Annotated in this window: 15 protein-coding genes, 2 pseudogenes and 1 riboswitch; of the genes and pseudogenes, 11 read left to right on the top strand and 6 right to left on the bottom strand. The window is 71.1% G+C overall.

The genetic code is table 11. The annotated features are described in order from the left end of the window. Nucleotides 1–21 precede the first annotated feature (21 nt). Both EDD92_RS06115 and EDD92_RS06120 read left to right on the top strand, forming a co-directional pair. Nucleotides 22–900, top strand: a complete 879-nt coding sequence (locus EDD92_RS06115; protein WP_123963364.1) for an alpha/beta fold hydrolase — start codon at nucleotides 22–24, stop codon at nucleotides 898–900. A 106-nt stretch (nucleotides 901–1,006) separates the two neighbouring features. After that, complete coding sequence (locus tag EDD92_RS06120; RefSeq protein WP_123963365.1) at nucleotides 1,007–1,435, top strand: hypothetical protein; 429 nt, start codon at nucleotides 1,007–1,009, stop codon at nucleotides 1,433–1,435. Nucleotides 1,436–1,531: 96 nt separating this feature from the next. On the opposite strand, the gene EDD92_RS06125 is transcribed toward EDD92_RS06120, so the two are convergent. Next, nucleotides 1,532–2,260, bottom strand: coding sequence for a TIGR03943 family putative permease subunit (locus tag EDD92_RS06125; protein ID WP_030931210.1), 729 nt, complete (start codon nucleotides 2,258–2,260; stop codon nucleotides 1,532–1,534). Beyond that, on the bottom strand, nucleotides 2,257–3,291 hold the full coding sequence (locus EDD92_RS06130) for a permease (protein WP_123963366.1): 1,035 nt from the start codon (nucleotides 3,289–3,291) through the stop codon (nucleotides 2,257–2,259). The genes EDD92_RS06125 and EDD92_RS06130 overlap by 4 nt, the downstream gene beginning before the upstream one ends. Nucleotides 3,292–3,456: 165 nt before the next feature. Here EDD92_RS06130 and EDD92_RS06135 point away from each other — a divergent pair, with 165 nt between their 5' ends. Then, complete coding sequence (locus EDD92_RS06135; protein ID WP_123963367.1) at nucleotides 3,457–3,990, top strand: TerD family protein; 534 nt, start codon at nucleotides 3,457–3,459, stop codon at nucleotides 3,988–3,990. A 27-nt stretch (nucleotides 3,991–4,017) separates the two neighbouring features. Here the strand turns inward: EDD92_RS06135 and EDD92_RS06140 are convergent, their stop codons facing one another. Together EDD92_RS06140 and EDD92_RS06145 are read right to left on the bottom strand one after the other, a co-directional pair. Beyond that, nucleotides 4,018–4,881 (bottom strand): hypothetical protein, encoded by an 864-nt coding sequence (locus tag EDD92_RS06140; protein WP_399182031.1) that lies wholly within the window; start codon nucleotides 4,879–4,881, stop codon nucleotides 4,018–4,020. Nucleotides 4,882–4,949: 68 nt separating this feature from the next. Next, nucleotides 4,950–5,747 carry a LysR family transcriptional regulator substrate-binding protein gene (locus tag EDD92_RS06145; RefSeq protein ID WP_123963368.1) on the bottom strand — a complete coding sequence of 266 codons (798 nt, stop codon included), beginning with the start codon at nucleotides 5,745–5,747 and terminating at the stop codon, nucleotides 4,950–4,952. Between the two features lie 58 nt (nucleotides 5,748–5,805). On the opposite strand from EDD92_RS06145, the gene EDD92_RS06150 reads away from it, so the two are divergent. The 7 genes and pseudogenes from EDD92_RS06150 to EDD92_RS06180 all read left to right on the top strand — a co-directional run bounded on the left by EDD92_RS06150 (nucleotide 5,806) and on the right by EDD92_RS06180 (nucleotide 13,092). After that, nucleotides 5,806–6,210 carry a DUF5997 family protein gene (locus EDD92_RS06150; RefSeq protein ID WP_123970288.1) on the top strand — a complete coding sequence of 135 codons (405 nt, stop codon included), beginning with the start codon at nucleotides 5,806–5,808 and terminating at the stop codon, nucleotides 6,208–6,210. A 191-nt stretch (nucleotides 6,211–6,401) separates the two neighbouring features. Then, nucleotides 6,402–6,576: riboswitch (cyclic di-AMP (ydaO/yuaA leader) on the top strand. Nucleotides 6,577–6,584: 8 nt separating this feature from the next. Next, on the top strand, nucleotides 6,585–8,192 hold the full coding sequence (locus EDD92_RS50910; protein WP_260326347.1) for a C40 family peptidase: 1,608 nt from the start codon (nucleotides 6,585–6,587) through the stop codon (nucleotides 8,190–8,192). A 199-nt stretch (nucleotides 8,193–8,391) separates the two neighbouring features. Then, nucleotides 8,392–9,120 carry a carbohydrate ABC transporter permease gene (locus EDD92_RS06160; protein WP_260326349.1) on the top strand — a complete coding sequence of 243 codons (729 nt, stop codon included), beginning with the start codon at nucleotides 8,392–8,394 and terminating at the stop codon, nucleotides 9,118–9,120. Nucleotides 9,121–9,144: 24 nt separating this feature from the next. Further along, nucleotides 9,145–10,051: pseudogene (locus EDD92_RS06165) on the top strand (5-dehydro-4-deoxyglucarate dehydratase). Then, nucleotides 10,048–11,306, top strand: a pseudogene (locus tag EDD92_RS06170) (glucarate dehydratase family protein). Before EDD92_RS06165 ends, EDD92_RS06170 begins: the two co-directional pseudogenes overlap by 4 nt. 11 nt (nucleotides 11,307–11,317) lie before the next feature. Then, nucleotides 11,318–12,079 (top strand): SDR family NAD(P)-dependent oxidoreductase, encoded by a 762-nt coding sequence (locus tag EDD92_RS06175; RefSeq protein ID WP_123963369.1) that lies wholly within the window; start codon nucleotides 11,318–11,320, stop codon nucleotides 12,077–12,079. A gap of 230 nt (nucleotides 12,080–12,309) precedes the next feature. Further along, on the top strand, nucleotides 12,310–13,092 hold the full coding sequence (locus EDD92_RS06180) for a LuxR C-terminal-related transcriptional regulator (protein ID WP_260326350.1): 783 nt from the start codon (nucleotides 12,310–12,312) through the stop codon (nucleotides 13,090–13,092). 15 nt (nucleotides 13,093–13,107) lie between these two features. Here EDD92_RS06180 and EDD92_RS06185 read toward each other — a convergent pair whose 3' ends face one another. Further along, on the bottom strand, nucleotides 13,108–13,773 hold the full coding sequence (locus EDD92_RS06185) for a DinB family protein (RefSeq protein WP_185123949.1): 666 nt from the start codon (nucleotides 13,771–13,773) through the stop codon (nucleotides 13,108–13,110). A 100-nt stretch (nucleotides 13,774–13,873) separates the two neighbouring features. On the opposite strand from EDD92_RS06185, the gene EDD92_RS06190 reads away from it, so the two are divergent. Continuing rightward, nucleotides 13,874–14,305: a VOC family protein gene (locus tag EDD92_RS06190; RefSeq protein ID WP_123963370.1), complete on the top strand. Its 432-nt coding sequence runs from the start codon at nucleotides 13,874–13,876 to the stop codon at nucleotides 14,303–14,305. A gap of 24 nt (nucleotides 14,306–14,329) precedes the next feature. Here EDD92_RS06190 and EDD92_RS06195 read toward each other — a convergent pair whose 3' ends face one another. Beyond that, the gene (locus EDD92_RS06195) at nucleotides 14,330–15,883 is read right to left on the bottom strand and encodes an MFS transporter (RefSeq protein ID WP_123963371.1); all 1,554 of its coding nucleotides are present in this window, start codon (nucleotides 15,881–15,883) and stop codon (nucleotides 14,330–14,332) included. Nucleotide 15,884: the final 1 nt, after the last annotated feature.

Below are 15,884 nucleotides of genomic sequence, written 5' to 3' on the forward strand. Positions count from 1 at the left end.
GGAGACGCACGGGAGGGCCTCATGAACACCACTGCCCGCACTGCGGACACGTACGAGATCGAGCTGTCCGCGGGCACGGTCGCGTACCAGGACAGCGGCGGCGACGGTCCCGTACTCGTGCTGCTGCACGGCCTGATGATGGACGCCTCGCTGTGGGAGGGGCCGTCGGCCGACCTGGCCGCCGACCACCGGTGCATCGCCCCGACGCTGCCCCTCGGCGCGCACCGCCACCCCATGCGCGCGGACGCGGATCTGTCTCTGCCCGGGGTGGCGCAGCTCGTTGCGGAGCTCCTGGAGCGGCTGGATCTGAGGGAGGTCACCCTGGTCGGCAACGACACGGGCGGGGTCCTCGTGCAGTTCCTGATGGCCGACGGGGAGGAGCGGGTGGGGCGGGCGGTGCTGGTGTCCTGCGATGCGTTCGACAACTTCCCACCGGGGCTGACGGGCCGGACCCTGGTTCTCTCCGGTCGGCTCTCGCCTCGTCTGTTCGGGCTGTTCATGCAGCAGATGCGGGTGCGGGCGGTGCGCCGGCTGCCGATCGCGTTCGGCCGGCTGACCAAGCGCGGCGATGCGGCCACCGCGCGCTGGATGCGGCCGGTCCTGCGGCAGCCGGCCATCCGCCGTGACGCCGTACGCCTCCTCCGCAGCGCGAACCGGGCCACCCGCCGCCTGCTCGAGGCCACGGCCGAACGTCTGCCGCTCTTCGACCGGCCCGCCCTGGTGGTCTGGGCGCGCGAGGACCGGGTGATGCCGCCCGAGCACGGCCGTCGTCTTGCCGCGCTGCTGCCGCAGGGACGGCTGGTCGAGGTGGACGACGGCTACACGCTGCTCCCCCTGGACCGGCCGGCGGAACTGGCGCGGATCATCCGGGAGTTCGTGCGCACCACGCAGGTGCACTGACCGACCCGCCCCAGGGTGGACGGCCACCGGGGAGCGGCCGAGGTTCTGCGTGAGCGTCGACCGCCTGGGCGCCTCCGTCAGTGATTCTCGCTGAGGAGGCCATGACGTGGATCCGCGGTACGGAATGAACCCGCAGCAGGTGGCGGATGCAACGCCGGTGCGGCCAGGCCGTGTGGTGCATGGAAGCCCGTCGTACATCAGCCTGCTCGACGCCCTCAACGGCTGGCAGCTGGTGCGGGAGGCGAGCTGGTCCCTCGGCCGGCCGGCGGCCGCTTCCTTCAAGCACGTCTCGCCCGCCGGTGCGGCCGTGGCAGGGCTCGTCGACGACGTGACGGCAGAGCTGCACGGTGTCGACCGGGCCGAAGCCGGGGCCCTGACCAGTGCGTATCTGCGCGCCCGCGACGCCGACCCGAAGTCGTCCTACGGGGACTTCGAGCGCACACCAGATCTCGTCCAACAGGTCAAGCAGTTGAGGCTCGCTGCCGCCGTCGTCGACCCTGCGCAGGGGCCGGGGTCCGCCGTTCGGCGATCCTGAGCCGCCTGTCCGGGTGGCTGCTCACCGAGGCGGACGGGCGGCAGGTCGTGGGCACGGCGGAGAAGGCCACGTACACGCCCTGATGCCGATGTTGCGTCACGAGGGCGTGATCGGCAGGTCGTCCGTGTATGCGTTGACGGGCGGGGAGATGCGCTCGGTGCGGTGGACGTCGAGGGCGGCCGTCGCGGACTTCGTGCCGAGCGTGCCTTTGGGGTGCCAGGTACCGGTGACGGCCACCCAGGTGTTGGCCGGCAGTACGGACGTCCCGTACATGCGGACCTTGACCGACTGGGAGTCCGCCGCGCAGCAGGTGAAGATGATCCGGGTCAGATACCAGCCGCCGCCCTGCCCGGCCGGGGTGACGAATCCGGTCATGCGGATGCTGCGGCCTTTGATGGCCTGCTCGCCGTCCTGCTGGACCCGGGCGGTGAAGTCGGTGAGGGTCATCGGCAGCGGGACGGTCGCGGGCAGCGGATCGAACCGCTGCGCCTTCGGCACGGCCTTGTTGTTCGCGTGCGAGGCCGTGTACGCGCCGAGGGCGGGCGGGGCGTAGAGGAGCAGGCTGAGCGCGGGCAGGAACAGCAGCCAGGCGATGCGGGGTGCGGTGGAGTGGTCGTGACCGTGTGCGTGTGCGTCGGCTTCGGGGGCTGCGCGGTCCAGCGCTGCTCCTGCCAGGCCCAGCAGCAGGAGCAGCACCCCGGAGGCGATCAGCAGGGGGCGCAGGCCTTCCTTGACGTAGCGCAGACAGAGGTCGCTGAACAGGGCGGCGTGCAGCAGGCCCAGGCCGGTCAGGACCAGCAGGAGGACTTGGGCGTGGCGCTTCACAGCAGTGCGCCTCCGATCAGGACGCCGGCGGCCACGGCCACCAGCGTCGTCGCGGTGGAGAAGCGGACTGCGAAGGACCGGCCGAACGTCCCCGCCTGAAGGGCGATCAGCTTCAGGTCGACCATGGGGCCGACCACCATGAACACCAGCCGCGCGGTGGGCGAGAAGCCGGTGAGCGAGGCGGCGACGAACGCGTCGGCCTCCGAGCAGACGGCGAGCAGGACGGCGAGCGCGGCCAGGAAGAGCACCGACAGCAAGGGCGAGCCGGAGAAGGTGTCGAGTACCGAGCGCGGCACGGCCACGTTGAAGGTGGCCGCGGCCATGGCGCCCAGCACCAGGAAGCCGCCGGCGTGCAGGAAGTCGTGCTGGAAGCCGAGGCGGAACTCCCGTCGGCGGCTGTGTCCCGACCGGTGGCCGGTGTGGCGGACGGACGGCCGCAGCCACTCCTCACGTCCCAGCCACAGCCACAACCAGCCCATCGCGGCCGCGGTGACGAGGGAGGCCAGCAGCCGGGCGGCGACCATGGCGGGGTTTCCGGGGAAGGCGACGGCCGTGGCGGTGAGCACGATCGGGTTGATCGCGGGCGCGGAGAGGAGGAAGGCGAACGCGGCGGACGGAGTGACACCGCGGCGGATCAGGCTGTTCGCGACCGGCACCGAGGCGCACTCGCAGCCCGGCAGGACGACCCCCGCGACGCCGGCCACCGGGACGGCGAGTGCGGGCCTGCGGGGCAGGATCCGGGTGAACAGGTCGGCCGGCACGAAGGCGTTGATCGCCCCCGACAGGACCGTGCCCAGAAGGAGGAAGGGCAGCGCCTGGAGGGTGATGGCCAGACAGACCGTGCGCCAGGCCGCGACGGCGGGCTGGTTCAGCCATCCGACGCCGGTGAGAGAGAGGACTGCCACCGAGCCGACTGTGGTGACGATGACGACGGGCAGGGGCCGTCCGGTGACGCGGCGCTCCTGATGACCGGCCGGGGCGACGAGCGCCACTTCTTCCGCCACACCAACCAGCTCATCCGTTTTATTCATATTTACTCCGGATGTCAGATTTCGTGGCGAAGATAAGCCAGGATCACTCCCCTCACGGTGCGCACACGCCGCCGGAGGCGGATGAATGAACGGGACCGGGAACATACTTGACCTTGCGGGGGGGGGACTGTCCCGCGGTGGCTGATCGAGAGGGGCGGCGTCCGGGTGAGCGGCGGCGGCAAGATACAGGGAAAGATCGAAGTGCGGCTCAAGTGGGATCCCAGCCCCTGGAACCGGCCGCCTCACCATCTGGACATCATGGCGACGACCTTCTCGGCGGATGCCCCGTACGGACGCCCGGTGTACGTCGTGCACACCGAGAGCCGCTCGCCGGACGGCACCATCAGCATGAGCAGGCACAGCGAGACCGGCCTGGGCCTCGGGTTCGTCGAGGTGATGGTCCTGGAGCTCGATCGCCTGGCGCCCTCCTTCGCGCGGGTGGTCGTCGGTGTGGCGATCCATCAGAGCGGCGGCCCCAAGTCCTTCGGTGACATATCGAACACGGGCGTGCTGGTCGTCGACGGGTACACGGAGCTGCTCAGGGACGACTTCGGACAGGTCGCCGACGCCACCGCGGCGACGGTCGCCGAGTTCACCCGGGATGCCTCCGGCGCCTGGGAGTTCCACGAGATGGTGCGGGGGTTCGACAGCGACCCGACGGCCTTCGCGGCGGAGATGGGCGCCACCCCGCAGACGTGAACTGCGCCGGACGCGCACCGACCGCGCTCACCCGACCGGGACGTGATCGTCCGGGCAGGGGCGCCCGGCCCTCGCCCCCGGCTCCGCCCGGCGTACGGGGAGGAGGGGCCGGACCGATGCCCGCTTGCGGCCGCGTTCGTGGACCAGGGCCAGGACGATCGCGGTGCCGACCGCTATCAGGTGCTCGCGGCCGGCCAGATTGGGTACGGCAATCGACTCCCACACCATCGACCCGCCGGTGAGCGCGAACACGATGGGCGCACGCTGTACGACGGCGAGATAGGTGAAGAGGCCTACGACGGCGGCGGACGGCCCGGTGTCCAGCACCTGCCCGACCTCACGGGGCAGACCCAGCCCGCCCCAGCCCGGCCCGAGCGCGATCATCACGCGCACCATGAGGGTGCCGGCGAGTGTGGTCGCGTACGAGACGACGAGTGTCCTGGCCCGGCCGAGGATGAGCTCGGCCAGTGCGAAGGCGAGGGACAACGATGTGATCCCTCCCCACACGGGCAGATCCAGGGCGGGGACGTACAGCGACACCGGCGTGCGCAGCAGGGCCAGCCACAACGGCAGGTCGCCCTTGACGCCACCGAGAACCCGTACCGCCACCGCGCCGGCCGGCCGCTGCGCCAGCGCATGGAAGAAGATGACACCGAAGGCGGCCAGGAACGCCAGGAACAGTGCGGGCAGCCCACGACGTCTGAGTTGCCGCACCGGATCGACCACGATGCCCTGCCACTCGCCCCGCAGCGTGCGCCCGACGAACGCCGCCACCCGCCACAGTGCGCCGCGCGGCCGCCCGTTCCCCTGACCAGCCAGATCGCCCCACAGCTTGTGGGCACGCAGCCGGTCCGCGGCGCCGCCTGCGCACCGCACGCCCTTGCGAAGCAAAACTCCCCGCCTTCCGTCCATCACCCCACCGGATGGATCGGAACGGGGCGAGGCCGCCCCGAGGGAGGCTATGCCCGGCGGCGGGGTTTCCTGCGCTTGGCGCCCTTGGAGACGTCGGATCCGGCCCGCGGGTTGCGCGCCGCCGGCTTCCCTGCCGTCTTCCCGGTCGCCTTCCCCGCCGCCGGCTTGCGCCGTGCGCCGGCCGCGTCGCCGGTCCTGCCGCCCGCCTTGCCCTTCGGTTCGGGCGTCTGCGCCTTGCGGCCGCGGGAGCTGTTGACCGTGCGGCCGCGGACGATTCCGATGAAGTCCTCGACCAGATCCGTGGTCGCGTCCTCGGGCCACGCCAGGGCGACGCTCGACTCGGGGGCGTCCACCAGCGAGCGATACGTGAGGTCCTTGCGGTGGTACAGACGGGCCAGCGACTGGGGGACGACCACGAGGCCGACGCCCGCCGCGACGAGTTCCACGGCGTCCTCGGTGGTGGCGGGCCGCTCGAAGGCGGGCTCGCCCGGCGGCCGGTCCCAGTCGAAGACGTCGTCGAGGGGGTGGAAGACGACCTCGTCCGCAAGGTCCTGAACGGTCACCTCGTCCGCCGCCGTGATCACGTGATCCTTGGGGACGACGACGACCGTCGTCTCGGTGTAGAGGGGGATCGCGCTGAAGAACGTACGGTCGACCGGCAGCCGTACGAGTCCCGCGTCGGCCTCACCCGCGCGCAACACGTCGGATGCCTCGGCGGCCGGTACGGCGAGGAGGTTCAGCGGGATGCCGGGCTGGCGCTCGTTCCAGATCCGCACCCACTTGGCGGGCGTCACCCCCGGGACGTACGCGAGCCGGAACGCCTGGGATTCTTCCGAGCCTGTCACCAGGCCAGGCTACCGGCCGTGGTCAGAGGTCTCGAACATGCTCGATACCCTGGACGGCATGAAGTCGCACCAGAGCACCCAGACGATGAAGCCCGCGACCGCGGCGAAGAAACTGGGTGTGTACCTCGAGGCCACCCCCGCCGAGTTCCGGGAGGGTGTCGTCTCGCGAGCCGAGCTCGACCAGCTCCAGGCCGAGCCGCCCGAGTGGCTGCGCGAGCTGCGGGCGAACGGTCCGCACCCCCGTCCGGTGGTCGCGGCGAAGCTGGGCGTCTCCATCGCGGGTCTCGCCCGCGGCGGGATCACCGAGGCGCTCACCACCGAGCAGATCGAGGCCCTGAAGCAGGAAGAGCCCGAGTGGCTGCAGAAGGAACGCGCCACGCAGGCCGAGGTCCGCAAGGAGGCGGCGCGCATCAAGAAGCGCAACGCCGAGCGCGAGGCTCGCAGCGACGGCCCGCGTCCCTGACGCGCCCTGCTCGCGACGGTCGGTCGCCGTCCGGATCCGCAGCGTGCACGACACACGGATCTGACGGTGCGTCACGACGAAGGTCACAAAAGCGTATCGGACATTACGGCCATCAACCTTCACACGAGCCGCACAAGTTGGCTAGCGTGGCGTCAGGCCGCACGAGTTCCTCCGGCGAACCCCGCCGGGACGCGTGGCCTCCGCCGAATCCGGTGCGCCCTCGTGGCAGCCGGAGCCGGGGACCCAACCGAACGACGGGGTGAATCGGCCCAACTGCCCGCCCGGGCAGGGGCCGTAGGGCATGCCTTCCGGAACCGACCGCCCGAACCCGACAGCTAACTCGGTAGGCGGAGTACGGAAGGAGTACGGCTCCCATGGCGCCGGATCGACCATCGCGCGCCGGAGGCTTCGGCCTGCCCGGTATGCGCAATTCCGCTCTCGCGACGGCCGCCCTCACCTCGGTGGCCCTGTTCTCGCAGACCGCCGACGCCGCACCGACGACGGGGGACGAGGGCCCGAGCCGGGAAGCCGTCCGGCAGCGGGTGAGCAGCCTCTACGACCAGGCCGAGTCCGATACCGGCAACTTCAACTTCACCCGGGCCCAGTTGATGGGGACGCGGCCGCCCGCGGCGCCGGCCCGCGAGCGTGGCCGCTCGGACCCGGCACTCGACTCGGTGTCCCGGCGGTGGTTCGACGGAGTGCGTGCCTCGCTGGGTCCGACGGTGCCTGCGGTACTGCCGGCCGACCGTACGCCGGCCCGCCAGGCCGAGCCGCGGCCCCCGCGCCCGGCGGACAGCCGTACCCCCGCCCTTGAGCTGGAGGCGACCGTCCGGCCCGTGGCGGAGCTGCCCTCCGCGGAGTCCCGCCGTCCGGTGGCCGAATTGACCGCCGGACCCACGGCCCCGCTCCCCGCCGTCCCGCAGCCCCGCCAGGAGGCCGCCCCCGCGCTGCCCACGGCGGCCCCCGAGTCGAAGCAGACCTCCCTGCGCAGGTCCAAGGAGCAGAGCCAGCGCAAGATCGCGGCGGCCAGCGAGCTGCTGTACCGGTACACCGCGCGGCAGACCTCCGCACCGCGCCCGGCTGTTGAGGCCATGCCGGCCCAGCTTCCCTGGCAGGACCAGGCGGAACAGACCCGCCGGGCGAACGAGGAGGCCTGGCGGCTGCAGCAGCCGACGGTCCTCGACATGGGCGCGCCCCCGGCCGGGGAGCAGCGCATGCAGCCGTCCGTCCTCGACACCGGCATACCCGCAGTCGGGGAGCAGTTCATGCAGCCGTCCGTGCTCGACACCGGGGTACCCGCGGTCGAGGAGTGGCGCATGCAACCGTCCGTGCTCAACACGGGCGAAACCCCGGCCGGGGATTGGCGTACGCAGCCATCCGCCCTCGACACCGGCACAACCGCGGCCGAGGAATGGCGCACCCAGCCATCCGTCCTCGACACCGGCATACCCGCGGTCGGGGAGCAGTTCATGCAGCCGTCCGTGCTCGACACGGGCGTAACCCCGGCCGGGGATTGGCGTACGCAGCCATCCGCCCTCGACACCGGCATACCCCAGGCCGGGGGATGGACCATGCAGCCGTCCACCCTGGACACGGGTGTGCCCGCCGTCGGCACCTCCGCCGTCACCAAGGCGGACAGGGCGATCGACTTCGCCCGTGCACAGATCGGCAGGCCGTGCCTGTGGGGTGCGGTCGGGCCGGAGTCGTACGACAACGCCGGGCTCACCCAGGCCGCCTGGCGGGCCGCCGGGGTCACCCTGCCACGCACCACGTACGAGCAGGCGAGCGCCGGCACGGTGATTCCGCTCGCGGAGAGCCGCCCCGGAGACCTGATCTTCTTCAACGACAACTTCAGCCACGTCGGCATCTGCACCGGCAACGGCTTGATGATTCACGCGCCCGGCCCGGGCGCGGTCATCCGCGAGGACTCGGTCCACTACGCCGGCGAAGCCGCGGTCCGAATCGCCGTACGTCCCGCGTGAGATCAGGGACGCCGGTCGAGGCGTGACACCAACAGCTCGATGAACTGCGAGGCCGCCGACGGAAGTCGGCGGCCTCCTCGTTGTTCGTTGCGGGCACCCTTCTCATCTCGGTCCCGGTCACGGGCCCTGCGCGCCGCCCGCCTACATCACGGCATCCAGTGACGCATGCACGGGCTCGGTGAGATGTTTCAGCTATGTCTTGACATACCCGAGCGGCTCCTCGCTGTCCTTCCTCCCGCACCATCCCACCCTGCTGAAGATCAGGGTGGCGGGCGAGCGCGGCATCTGGGACTACTTCACCAACTCGCTGGTCATCGCGGGCGGCGGACTGCTGCTGCAGCTCGCGGAAGCGGTGCCGGCCGCCTACGCGCCGGCCCGGCACCGCTTCCGCGGCCAGGCCCTGGTGCTGACCCTGTTCATGCTGACGATGATGCTCCCCGAGGAGGTCATCGCGATCCCGCTGTCCCTGGTCCTCGGTGATGTCCCGGTCGTGGGGCTGGACCTGAAGGGCACCATGTGGGCGGTGATCCTGCCGCTCGGCGCCTGGGGTTTCTCGATCATGCTGCTGACCGAGTTCATGAAGGACATCCCCACCGAGATCGAGGAGGCGGCCCGCATGGACGGCGTGGGCGAGTTCCGGCTGCTGTGGCAGGTCGTCCTGCCGCTGTGCAAACCGGCGCTCGGCGTGGCCGGCGTGCTCGGCTTCATCATGATCTGGGACCAGTACCTGCTGCCGCTGATCGCCGCCAAGGACCCCACCGACTACACGGTCACCGTCGCCCTGTCCATCCTGCGCACCGACCCCGAGGTCGGCTCCGGGGTGGTCCTCGCCGGTGCGGTCATCGCCCTGATCCCCAGCCTGATCGTCTATCTGCTCCTCCAGCGCTCGCTGGTCACCGGCATCGCCGCCGGGGCCACCAAGGGCTGACAACCCCCCACGTTCGAGGGAGACATGAAGTTCCAAGGAGTGCTGTTCTTCCCGGTCACACCGTTCGCGTCGGACGGCTCACTGGACGAGGAACGGCTTGCGCAGCACATCGCCTCCGGCGTCGCGGCCGGCGCGGGCGGCGTGTTCGTCGCCTGCGGCACGGGCGAGTTCCATGCGCTGACGCCCGAGGAGATCGAACACGCAACGCGCGTCGCGGTCGGGGTCGTCGGCGGCCGGGTGCCGGTGCTGGCCGCCGAGGCGGCCCTTTGCCGGTCGCCCGCGACCAGGCCGCCCGCATCGAACGCGCGGGCGCCGACGGCATCCTGCTGCTGCCGCCGTACCTGGTCAGCGCCCCGCAGCAGGGCCTGGTCCGCTACGTCGAGGAGGTCACCGGCGCGAGCGACCTGCCGGTGATCTTCTACCAGCGCGGCACCGCCCGGCTGACAGAGAAGACGGCTGCCGAGATCGCGGCGCTGCACAAGGTGGTCGGCCTCAAGGACGGCCTCGGCGACATCGAGCGCATGCACCGCATCGTCCGGGCCGTACGTGCTGTACCGGGAGCCGAGGACTTCCAGTTCTTCAACGGCCTGCCCACCGCCGAGATGACGGCGCCCGCCTACCGCGGCATCGGCGTCGAGCTGTACTCCTCCGCGGTGTTCGCCTTCGCCCCCGAGATCGCCCTGGCCTTCCACCGGGCGCTCGCGGAGGACGACAAGGAACTCACGGAAACGCTCCTCGACGAGTTCTACGGCCCCCTCGTCCGACTCCGCGACGAGGTCCCCGGATACGCCGTGTCGCTGATCAAGGCCGGGGTGACCCACCGCGGCCTGGACGTCGGTGGCGTACGGGCGCCCTGCTCGACCCCACGCCGGAACACACGGCACGGCTGGCGAAACTGATCGACCACGGTCTGGAGGTGGTGGGCGCGTGAGCTCCACCGGTGGCACGAGGATTCGCGAACTGATCGTCACCCCGATCGCCTTCCGTGACCCGCCCCTGCTCAACTCCAACGGCGTCCACGAACCCCTGGCCCTGCGGATCATCCTCCAACTCGTCCTGGAGGACGGCACGGTGGGCCTCGGCGAGTCCCCGGGCGGAACCGCCCGTCTGGAGCGACTCGAGGCCGCCGCCAAGGTCGTCGTGGGCATGGACGTCTTCGACACGACGGCTGTGGCCGCCGCGATCGACGCCGCCCTGCTGCCGGCCGTGCCCAGCTCCCACGAGAGGGGTGGACCACCTCGGCGGTGGAGGTGGCCTGCCTCGACGCGCAGGGCAAGCTGCTGGGGCGGCCGGTCAGCGATCTGCTCGGCGGCAGGGTCCGTGACTCCGTGCCGTTCGCTGCGTACCTCTTCTACAAGTGGGCGGAACATCCGGCGCTCGACGGCAGGGTGGCGATCGGTGACGACTGGGGTGCGGCACTGGATCCCGCGGGGATCGTCGAGCAGGCCCGGCTGATGCAACAGCGGTACGGGTTCCGGTCGTTCAAGCTCAAGGCGGGTGTCTTCCCGCCGGACGAGGAGATCGCCGCGATCAGGGCGCTGGCGGAGGCGTTCCCCGGGCAGCCGCTGCGGCTGGACCCCAACACCGCCTGGACGGTGGAGACGTCGAGGTACGTCGCACGCGAACTGGACGGTGTGCTGGAGTACTTGGAGGACCCGACCCGGAGCATCGAGGGCATGGCCGCGGTCGCGCAGGAGTCACCGCTCCCTCTGGCCACCAACATGTGCGTGATCGCCTGGGAGCATCTGAAGCCCGCGATCGAGCAGAACGCGATCCAGGTGCTCCTCACCGACCACCACTACTGGGGCGGACTGCGCCGAACCCGTGAACTGGCCGCCGTCTGCGAGGCGTTCGGGCTGGCCCTGTCGATGCACTCCAACTCGCATCTGGGCATCAGCCTGGCCGCCATGACCCATGTCGCGGCGGCCGTCCCCAACCTCGACCACTCCTGCGACACGCACTATCCGTGGAACTCGGCCGACGACGTGATCGTCCCCGGGGTGCTGGAGTTCCGTGACGGCGAGGTGGCGGTCCCGGCCGGACCTGGCCTGGGCGTGGAGCTGGATCACGAAGCCCTCGACCGGCTGCACCGGCTGTACGTGGAGTCGGGGGTGCGCAGCCGCGACGACACCGGATACATGCGGCGGATCCACCCGGAGTACGAGCTCAGGCTGCCTCGGTGGTGAAGGATGGCCGCGTGAGCAACGAGAACACACAGCGGCTGGCCGGGAAGGTCGTGGTCGTCACCGGGGCCGCCGGGGGCCAGGGCGCCGCCGAGGCGGAGGCGCTGACCCGGGCCGGCGCCCGGGTGGTCGCCACCGATGTGCGTCCCGAGGGCGACGTGCGCCGGCTGGACGTCAGCAGCGAGAGCGACTGGGCGGCGCTGGCCGCCGAGTTGAAGCAGTCGTACGGCGAGATCCACGGACTCGTGAACAATGCGGGCGTCATCCGGCGCGAGCGGCTGGGCGAGGTGCGTCCCGAGGACTTCGCGCAGGTCCAGGCGGTGAACACGACCGGCCCCCTGCTCGGCATCCAGCACCTCGCCCCGCTGATGCCGCCCGGTTCGTCGATCGTCAACGTCGGCTCGTCCGCGGCGCTCACCGGCTACTACCCGGTGGCGTACACGGCCAGCAAGTGGGCGCTGCGCGGGGTGTCGAAGATCGCCGCCATGGAGCTGGGGCCGCGGGGCATCCGCGTGAACACCGTCCACCCCGGTTACATCGAGACCGAGATGACGGCCGCCGCCACGCCCGCCTTCCGGGAGACGACCATCCGCGAGACCCCGCTCGGCCGCAGCGGAAGCGTCGACGACATCGCACCGCTCGTCGTCTTCCTGCTGTCCGACGAGTCGTCGTTCATCACCGGTGCGGAGATTCCGGTGGACGGGGGCCTCACGGCGCACGGTGGCGTCAAGTCGATCTCGGATGCGATGCGTACGGATCCGCCCGCGTCGGACTGAGCCGTGCGGGGCCGCCGGTCCCCCGCGCCGGCGGCTCCGCACGGTGTGGGGATCACGGCGTCCTCCCCAGGCGCCGGGACTCCCCCGCTGCGGCTGCCGTGGCGCCGATGTGCTGGAGTACATCCAAGAACGTCGTTGTTGCTCGAGGGTGCTCGAATGCAGTCTGGAGCAGCGGACGGCGTCGCCGGTATGGGTACAACTGCGTACGCGGCGGATGAGCGGAGAAGAACGTGGCACAGGTGCCGGGCGGGGCCCACGAACGCATGCTGTCGGTGGCCGTCGCCGCCCTCAACGAGCGCGATCCGGAGCGGCTGTGGCCGCTGCTGGCGAGCGCCCTGCCCGGCCTGTGCGGCGGCGAGACCCTGATCTACAAGCTCGACGACTGGAACGAGGCCGAGGGCACCGTAGGCATACCGTCCGAGGTCGCCGTCGAGTTCGACAGGCTCGGGGAGGAGGACCTCGGACTCCTGCGCGCGGGTTTTCCGTTCGCGGACCACTACGCGGGCGGGCGGGACAGGACTCCCCTCACGGCGCGCGGGGCGGCCGGCGCCGCATGGTCCACGAGCCCGACCGCGCGGCTGGTCGGCGACATCATGGACGCGGACCACGTGCTGGCGATTCCGCTGCCCGAGACGACCACGCCGATCACCGGATGCATGGTCTACCGCTCCGGTAGGGACTTCACCGACGACCACGTCCGCGTGGCCCGGCAGCTGCAGCCGCTGCTGGCGGCGGTGGAGCAGCAACGGCAGCTCCTGGAGCGCTGGAAGCGGACGGCCGCCCCGGAATCCGCCGGTCGACCGGCAGTGGACTGCCCTCTCACTCCCCGGGAGATGACCGTCCTGCTCCTGCTCACGGACGCCCTGACCGCGGCCGCGATCGGCCGGCGGCTCGGCATCTCGGACCGTACGGTCCACAAGCACGTGGAGAAGATCTACCGCAAGCTCGGCACCCGTGACCGCATCAGCACGGTCCTGCGGGCCCAACAGCTGGGGCTGGTCCCCACGCCGTGACCCGCGGCGGCGCGGTCAGGGCTGTCGCGCGCGGTACAGGTCGCGCAGCAGTGCGATCTCGGCCCCGTGGTGCAGTACTTCCTGGTTGACCCACCACACGATGTCGACGAAAGGCTCTTCCGGGTCGCTGCCGTGCGGATACGTGCAGTGGCCGACCGTGTCGAGCGCCGCGTCGCCGCTGGTCAGCAGTGCCTTGCGCCAGGCCGTGGCACCGGCGTCGAAGGCGGCGACGGCCGCTGCCGCGTCCCCGCCGACGAGGTAGTCGTCCCGGGTGAGGCTGTGGCCGCCTGCTGTGTGGTCGGCGCGGAGGGTCAGCATCTCGCTCAGATGGCTCAGCCGCCACGCGATGGTGGTGAAAGGCGGCGGCCAGGGATGCGGATACGACGCCGCGTCACGTCCCCAGTCCCCTTCCGCGGCGCCGGCCAGCAGGGTGGCGCGCGGCCCCGGCCCGTCCGTCCGCCGCCGCACCGACCAGCCGTCCGGCACCGGCTCCCACAGATACTCCTCATCGGTCATGGGCCCGACCTCGGTGTCCGAACCGTCGCCGCTGTCCATCACCGGCCCGGTCAGGCGGGCGGCCAGACGCCCGCAGGCGAAGTCGAACTGCTCCAGCAACGGAGCCAGGCGAGACGCGGTCACCGACACTCCAATGGCGGACTCGTGGACGCACGGCGCAGGCATGAACCGACCGGCTAGCCTGGCACAACCGGCGCACCCCCCGCCTCTCCTTTTCCGAGGGCAGGTATTGCGGCGACAGGTTCCCGATGACAGGGAGTCGGCCATGAAGCCGAACCGCTCCATCCCCTCCTCGACCGTCATCCCGGTCCTGATCTACCCCGACGTACGCGCGGCGGTCGCATGGCTCGGTGCGGCCTTCGGGTTCGTCGAACGGGTACGGATCGGCGAGAACCACCGCGCACAGCTCAGCTTCGGTGACGGCGCCGTGATCGTCGGGGACACACGCAAGGACCGCCGTCCCCCGCGCCCCGCCGAGGTCACGCACTCGGTGACGGTGCGCGTCGACGACGTCCGCGCCCACTGCGAGCAGGCCCGGGCGCACGGCGCACGCATCGTCATGGAACCGACCGACTTCGCGTACGGGGAACGCCAGTACACGGCCGAGGACCTCGCGGGCCATCAGTGGACGTTCTCGGAGACGCTCGCGGACATTGCGCCGGAGGAGTGGGGCGGGCAGACGGTCTCGGCCGGCTGAGGACCCCGGCCCGGCTGAGGAGCGTCAGCCCGGCCCCGGCCCCATCCCGCCCTTGAGGCGTTCCAGGTCGGAGGGGCGGACCTGGATGACGATCAGGGCGATCAGGGCGGCGAGGACGGTGAAGATCGCTGCCATGATGAAGGCCGCCGAGATCCCGGACGTGAGCACGTGGTCGGACCAGGGGCTCGGGAGCTGTCCGGTGTGCTTGAAGCGCAGGCGTTCGGCCGGGGTGGCCTGGGCCAGGAAGCGTGGTATCTGCTTGTGGGCCTCGTTGGTGCTGGCCGTGCCGAACATGGTGACCAGGATGGACAGGCCGAGTGAACCGCCCACCTGCTGGGTGGCGTTGAGGAGTCCGGAGGCCGCGCCGGTCTCCTGGACGGGGACGTTGGACAGCGCCATGAGGGTCAGCGAGACGAACTCCATGCCCATGCCCAGGCCGAAGACACAGATCGGGCCGAGGATGCTGCCCGCGTAGGTGGAGTGGACGTCGGTCAGCGTCAGCCAGGCCAGCCCGGCGGCGGAGAGAACGGCGCCGACCACCATGAAGGGTTTGGGTCCGAACTTCGGCAGGAACCGCGAGGCGAGCGCCGCACCGACCGCGATGACCCCGCTGACCGGCAGGAAGGCGAGCCCGGCCTGCAGCGGGCTGAAGTCCAGGACGTCCTGCACGAAGAGCGTGAGGAAGAAGAACATGCCGAAGATCGCGGCGGCCAGGCTCAGCATGATGCCGTACGTGCCCGCGCGGTTGCGGTCGGCGAACATGTGCAGCGGGGTGATGGGCTGCCGGGATCCCCGCTCTACCAGGATGAACACCGCCAGGACCACGATCGCCGCGGCGAACGAGGCCAACGTGAGGGGGTCGCGCCAGCCCTCCTGGGCGGCTCTGATGAACCCGTAGACCAGCAGCACCATGCCCACGGTGGAGGTCAGGGCACCGGCGATGTCGAAGTGCCCCGGATGGCGTTCGGACTCCTTGATCCAGCGTGGTGCGGCGAGGGCGATGAGCAGGCCGATCGGGACGTTCACGAACAGCACCCAGCGCCAGTTCAGCCACTCGACGATCATCCCGCCGGCGAGCAGCCCGATGGCGCCGCCGCCCGAGGAGACCGCGGCGAAGACGCCGAAGGCCCGGTTGCGTTCGGGGCCTTCGCGGAAGGTCGTGCTGATCAGGGCGAGGGAGGTCGGGGAGGCGATGGCGCCGCCGACTCCCTGGAGGGCGCGGGCGGCGAGGAGTTCACCGGAGTTCTGGGCGAGCCCGCCCAGCAGCGAGGCGAGCGCGAACAGCAGCACCCCGAAGACGAACATCCGCCGCCTGCCGAGGATGTCGCCGGTACGGCCGCCGAGCAGCAGCAGGCCGCCGAAGGTGAGGGTGTAGGCGTTGACCACCCAGGACAGGCTGGTGGTGGAAAAGTCCAGGGCGCTCTGGATGTGCGGCAGCGCGATGTTCACGATGGTGATGTCCAGGACCACCATCAGCTGGCACGAGGCGATGACCAGCAGCGCCATGCCGTTTCCGCCGCCGCCCGGTTCGCGGGTGGCGGCCTGTGATGCGGAGGTCGGCTGCGGGCTGCTGCTCATG

The organism is Streptomyces sp. TLI_185 (assembly GCF_003814765.1).
Taxonomy (GTDB): domain Bacteria; phylum Actinomycetota; class Actinomycetes; order Streptomycetales; family Streptomycetaceae; genus Streptomyces.

Bases quoted from the DNA above. Each gene is read 5' to 3' on its own strand.
- EDD92_RS06185 (WP_185123949.1), bottom strand. From the start codon at position 13,773: ATGCCTGCGCCGTGCGTCCACGAGTCCGCCATTGGAGTGTCGGTGACC.
- EDD92_RS50910 (WP_260326347.1), top strand. From the start codon at position 6,585: ATGGCGCCGGATCGACCATCGCGCGCCGGAGGCTTCGGCCTGCCCGGT.
- EDD92_RS06190 (WP_123963370.1), top strand. From the start codon at position 13,874: ATGAAGCCGAACCGCTCCATCCCCTCCTCGACCGTCATCCCGGTCCTG.
- EDD92_RS06115 (WP_123963364.1), top strand. From the start codon at position 22: ATGAACACCACTGCCCGCACTGCGGACACGTACGAGATCGAGCTGTCC.
- EDD92_RS06130 (WP_123963366.1), bottom strand. From the start codon at position 3,291: ATGAATAAAACGGATGAGCTGGTTGGTGTGGCGGAAGAAGTGGCGCTC.
- EDD92_RS06150 (WP_123970288.1), top strand. From the start codon at position 5,806: ATGAAGTCGCACCAGAGCACCCAGACGATGAAGCCCGCGACCGCGGCG.
- EDD92_RS06195 (WP_123963371.1), bottom strand. From the start codon at position 15,883: ATGAGCAGCAGCCCGCAGCCGACCTCCGCATCACAGGCCGCCACCCGC.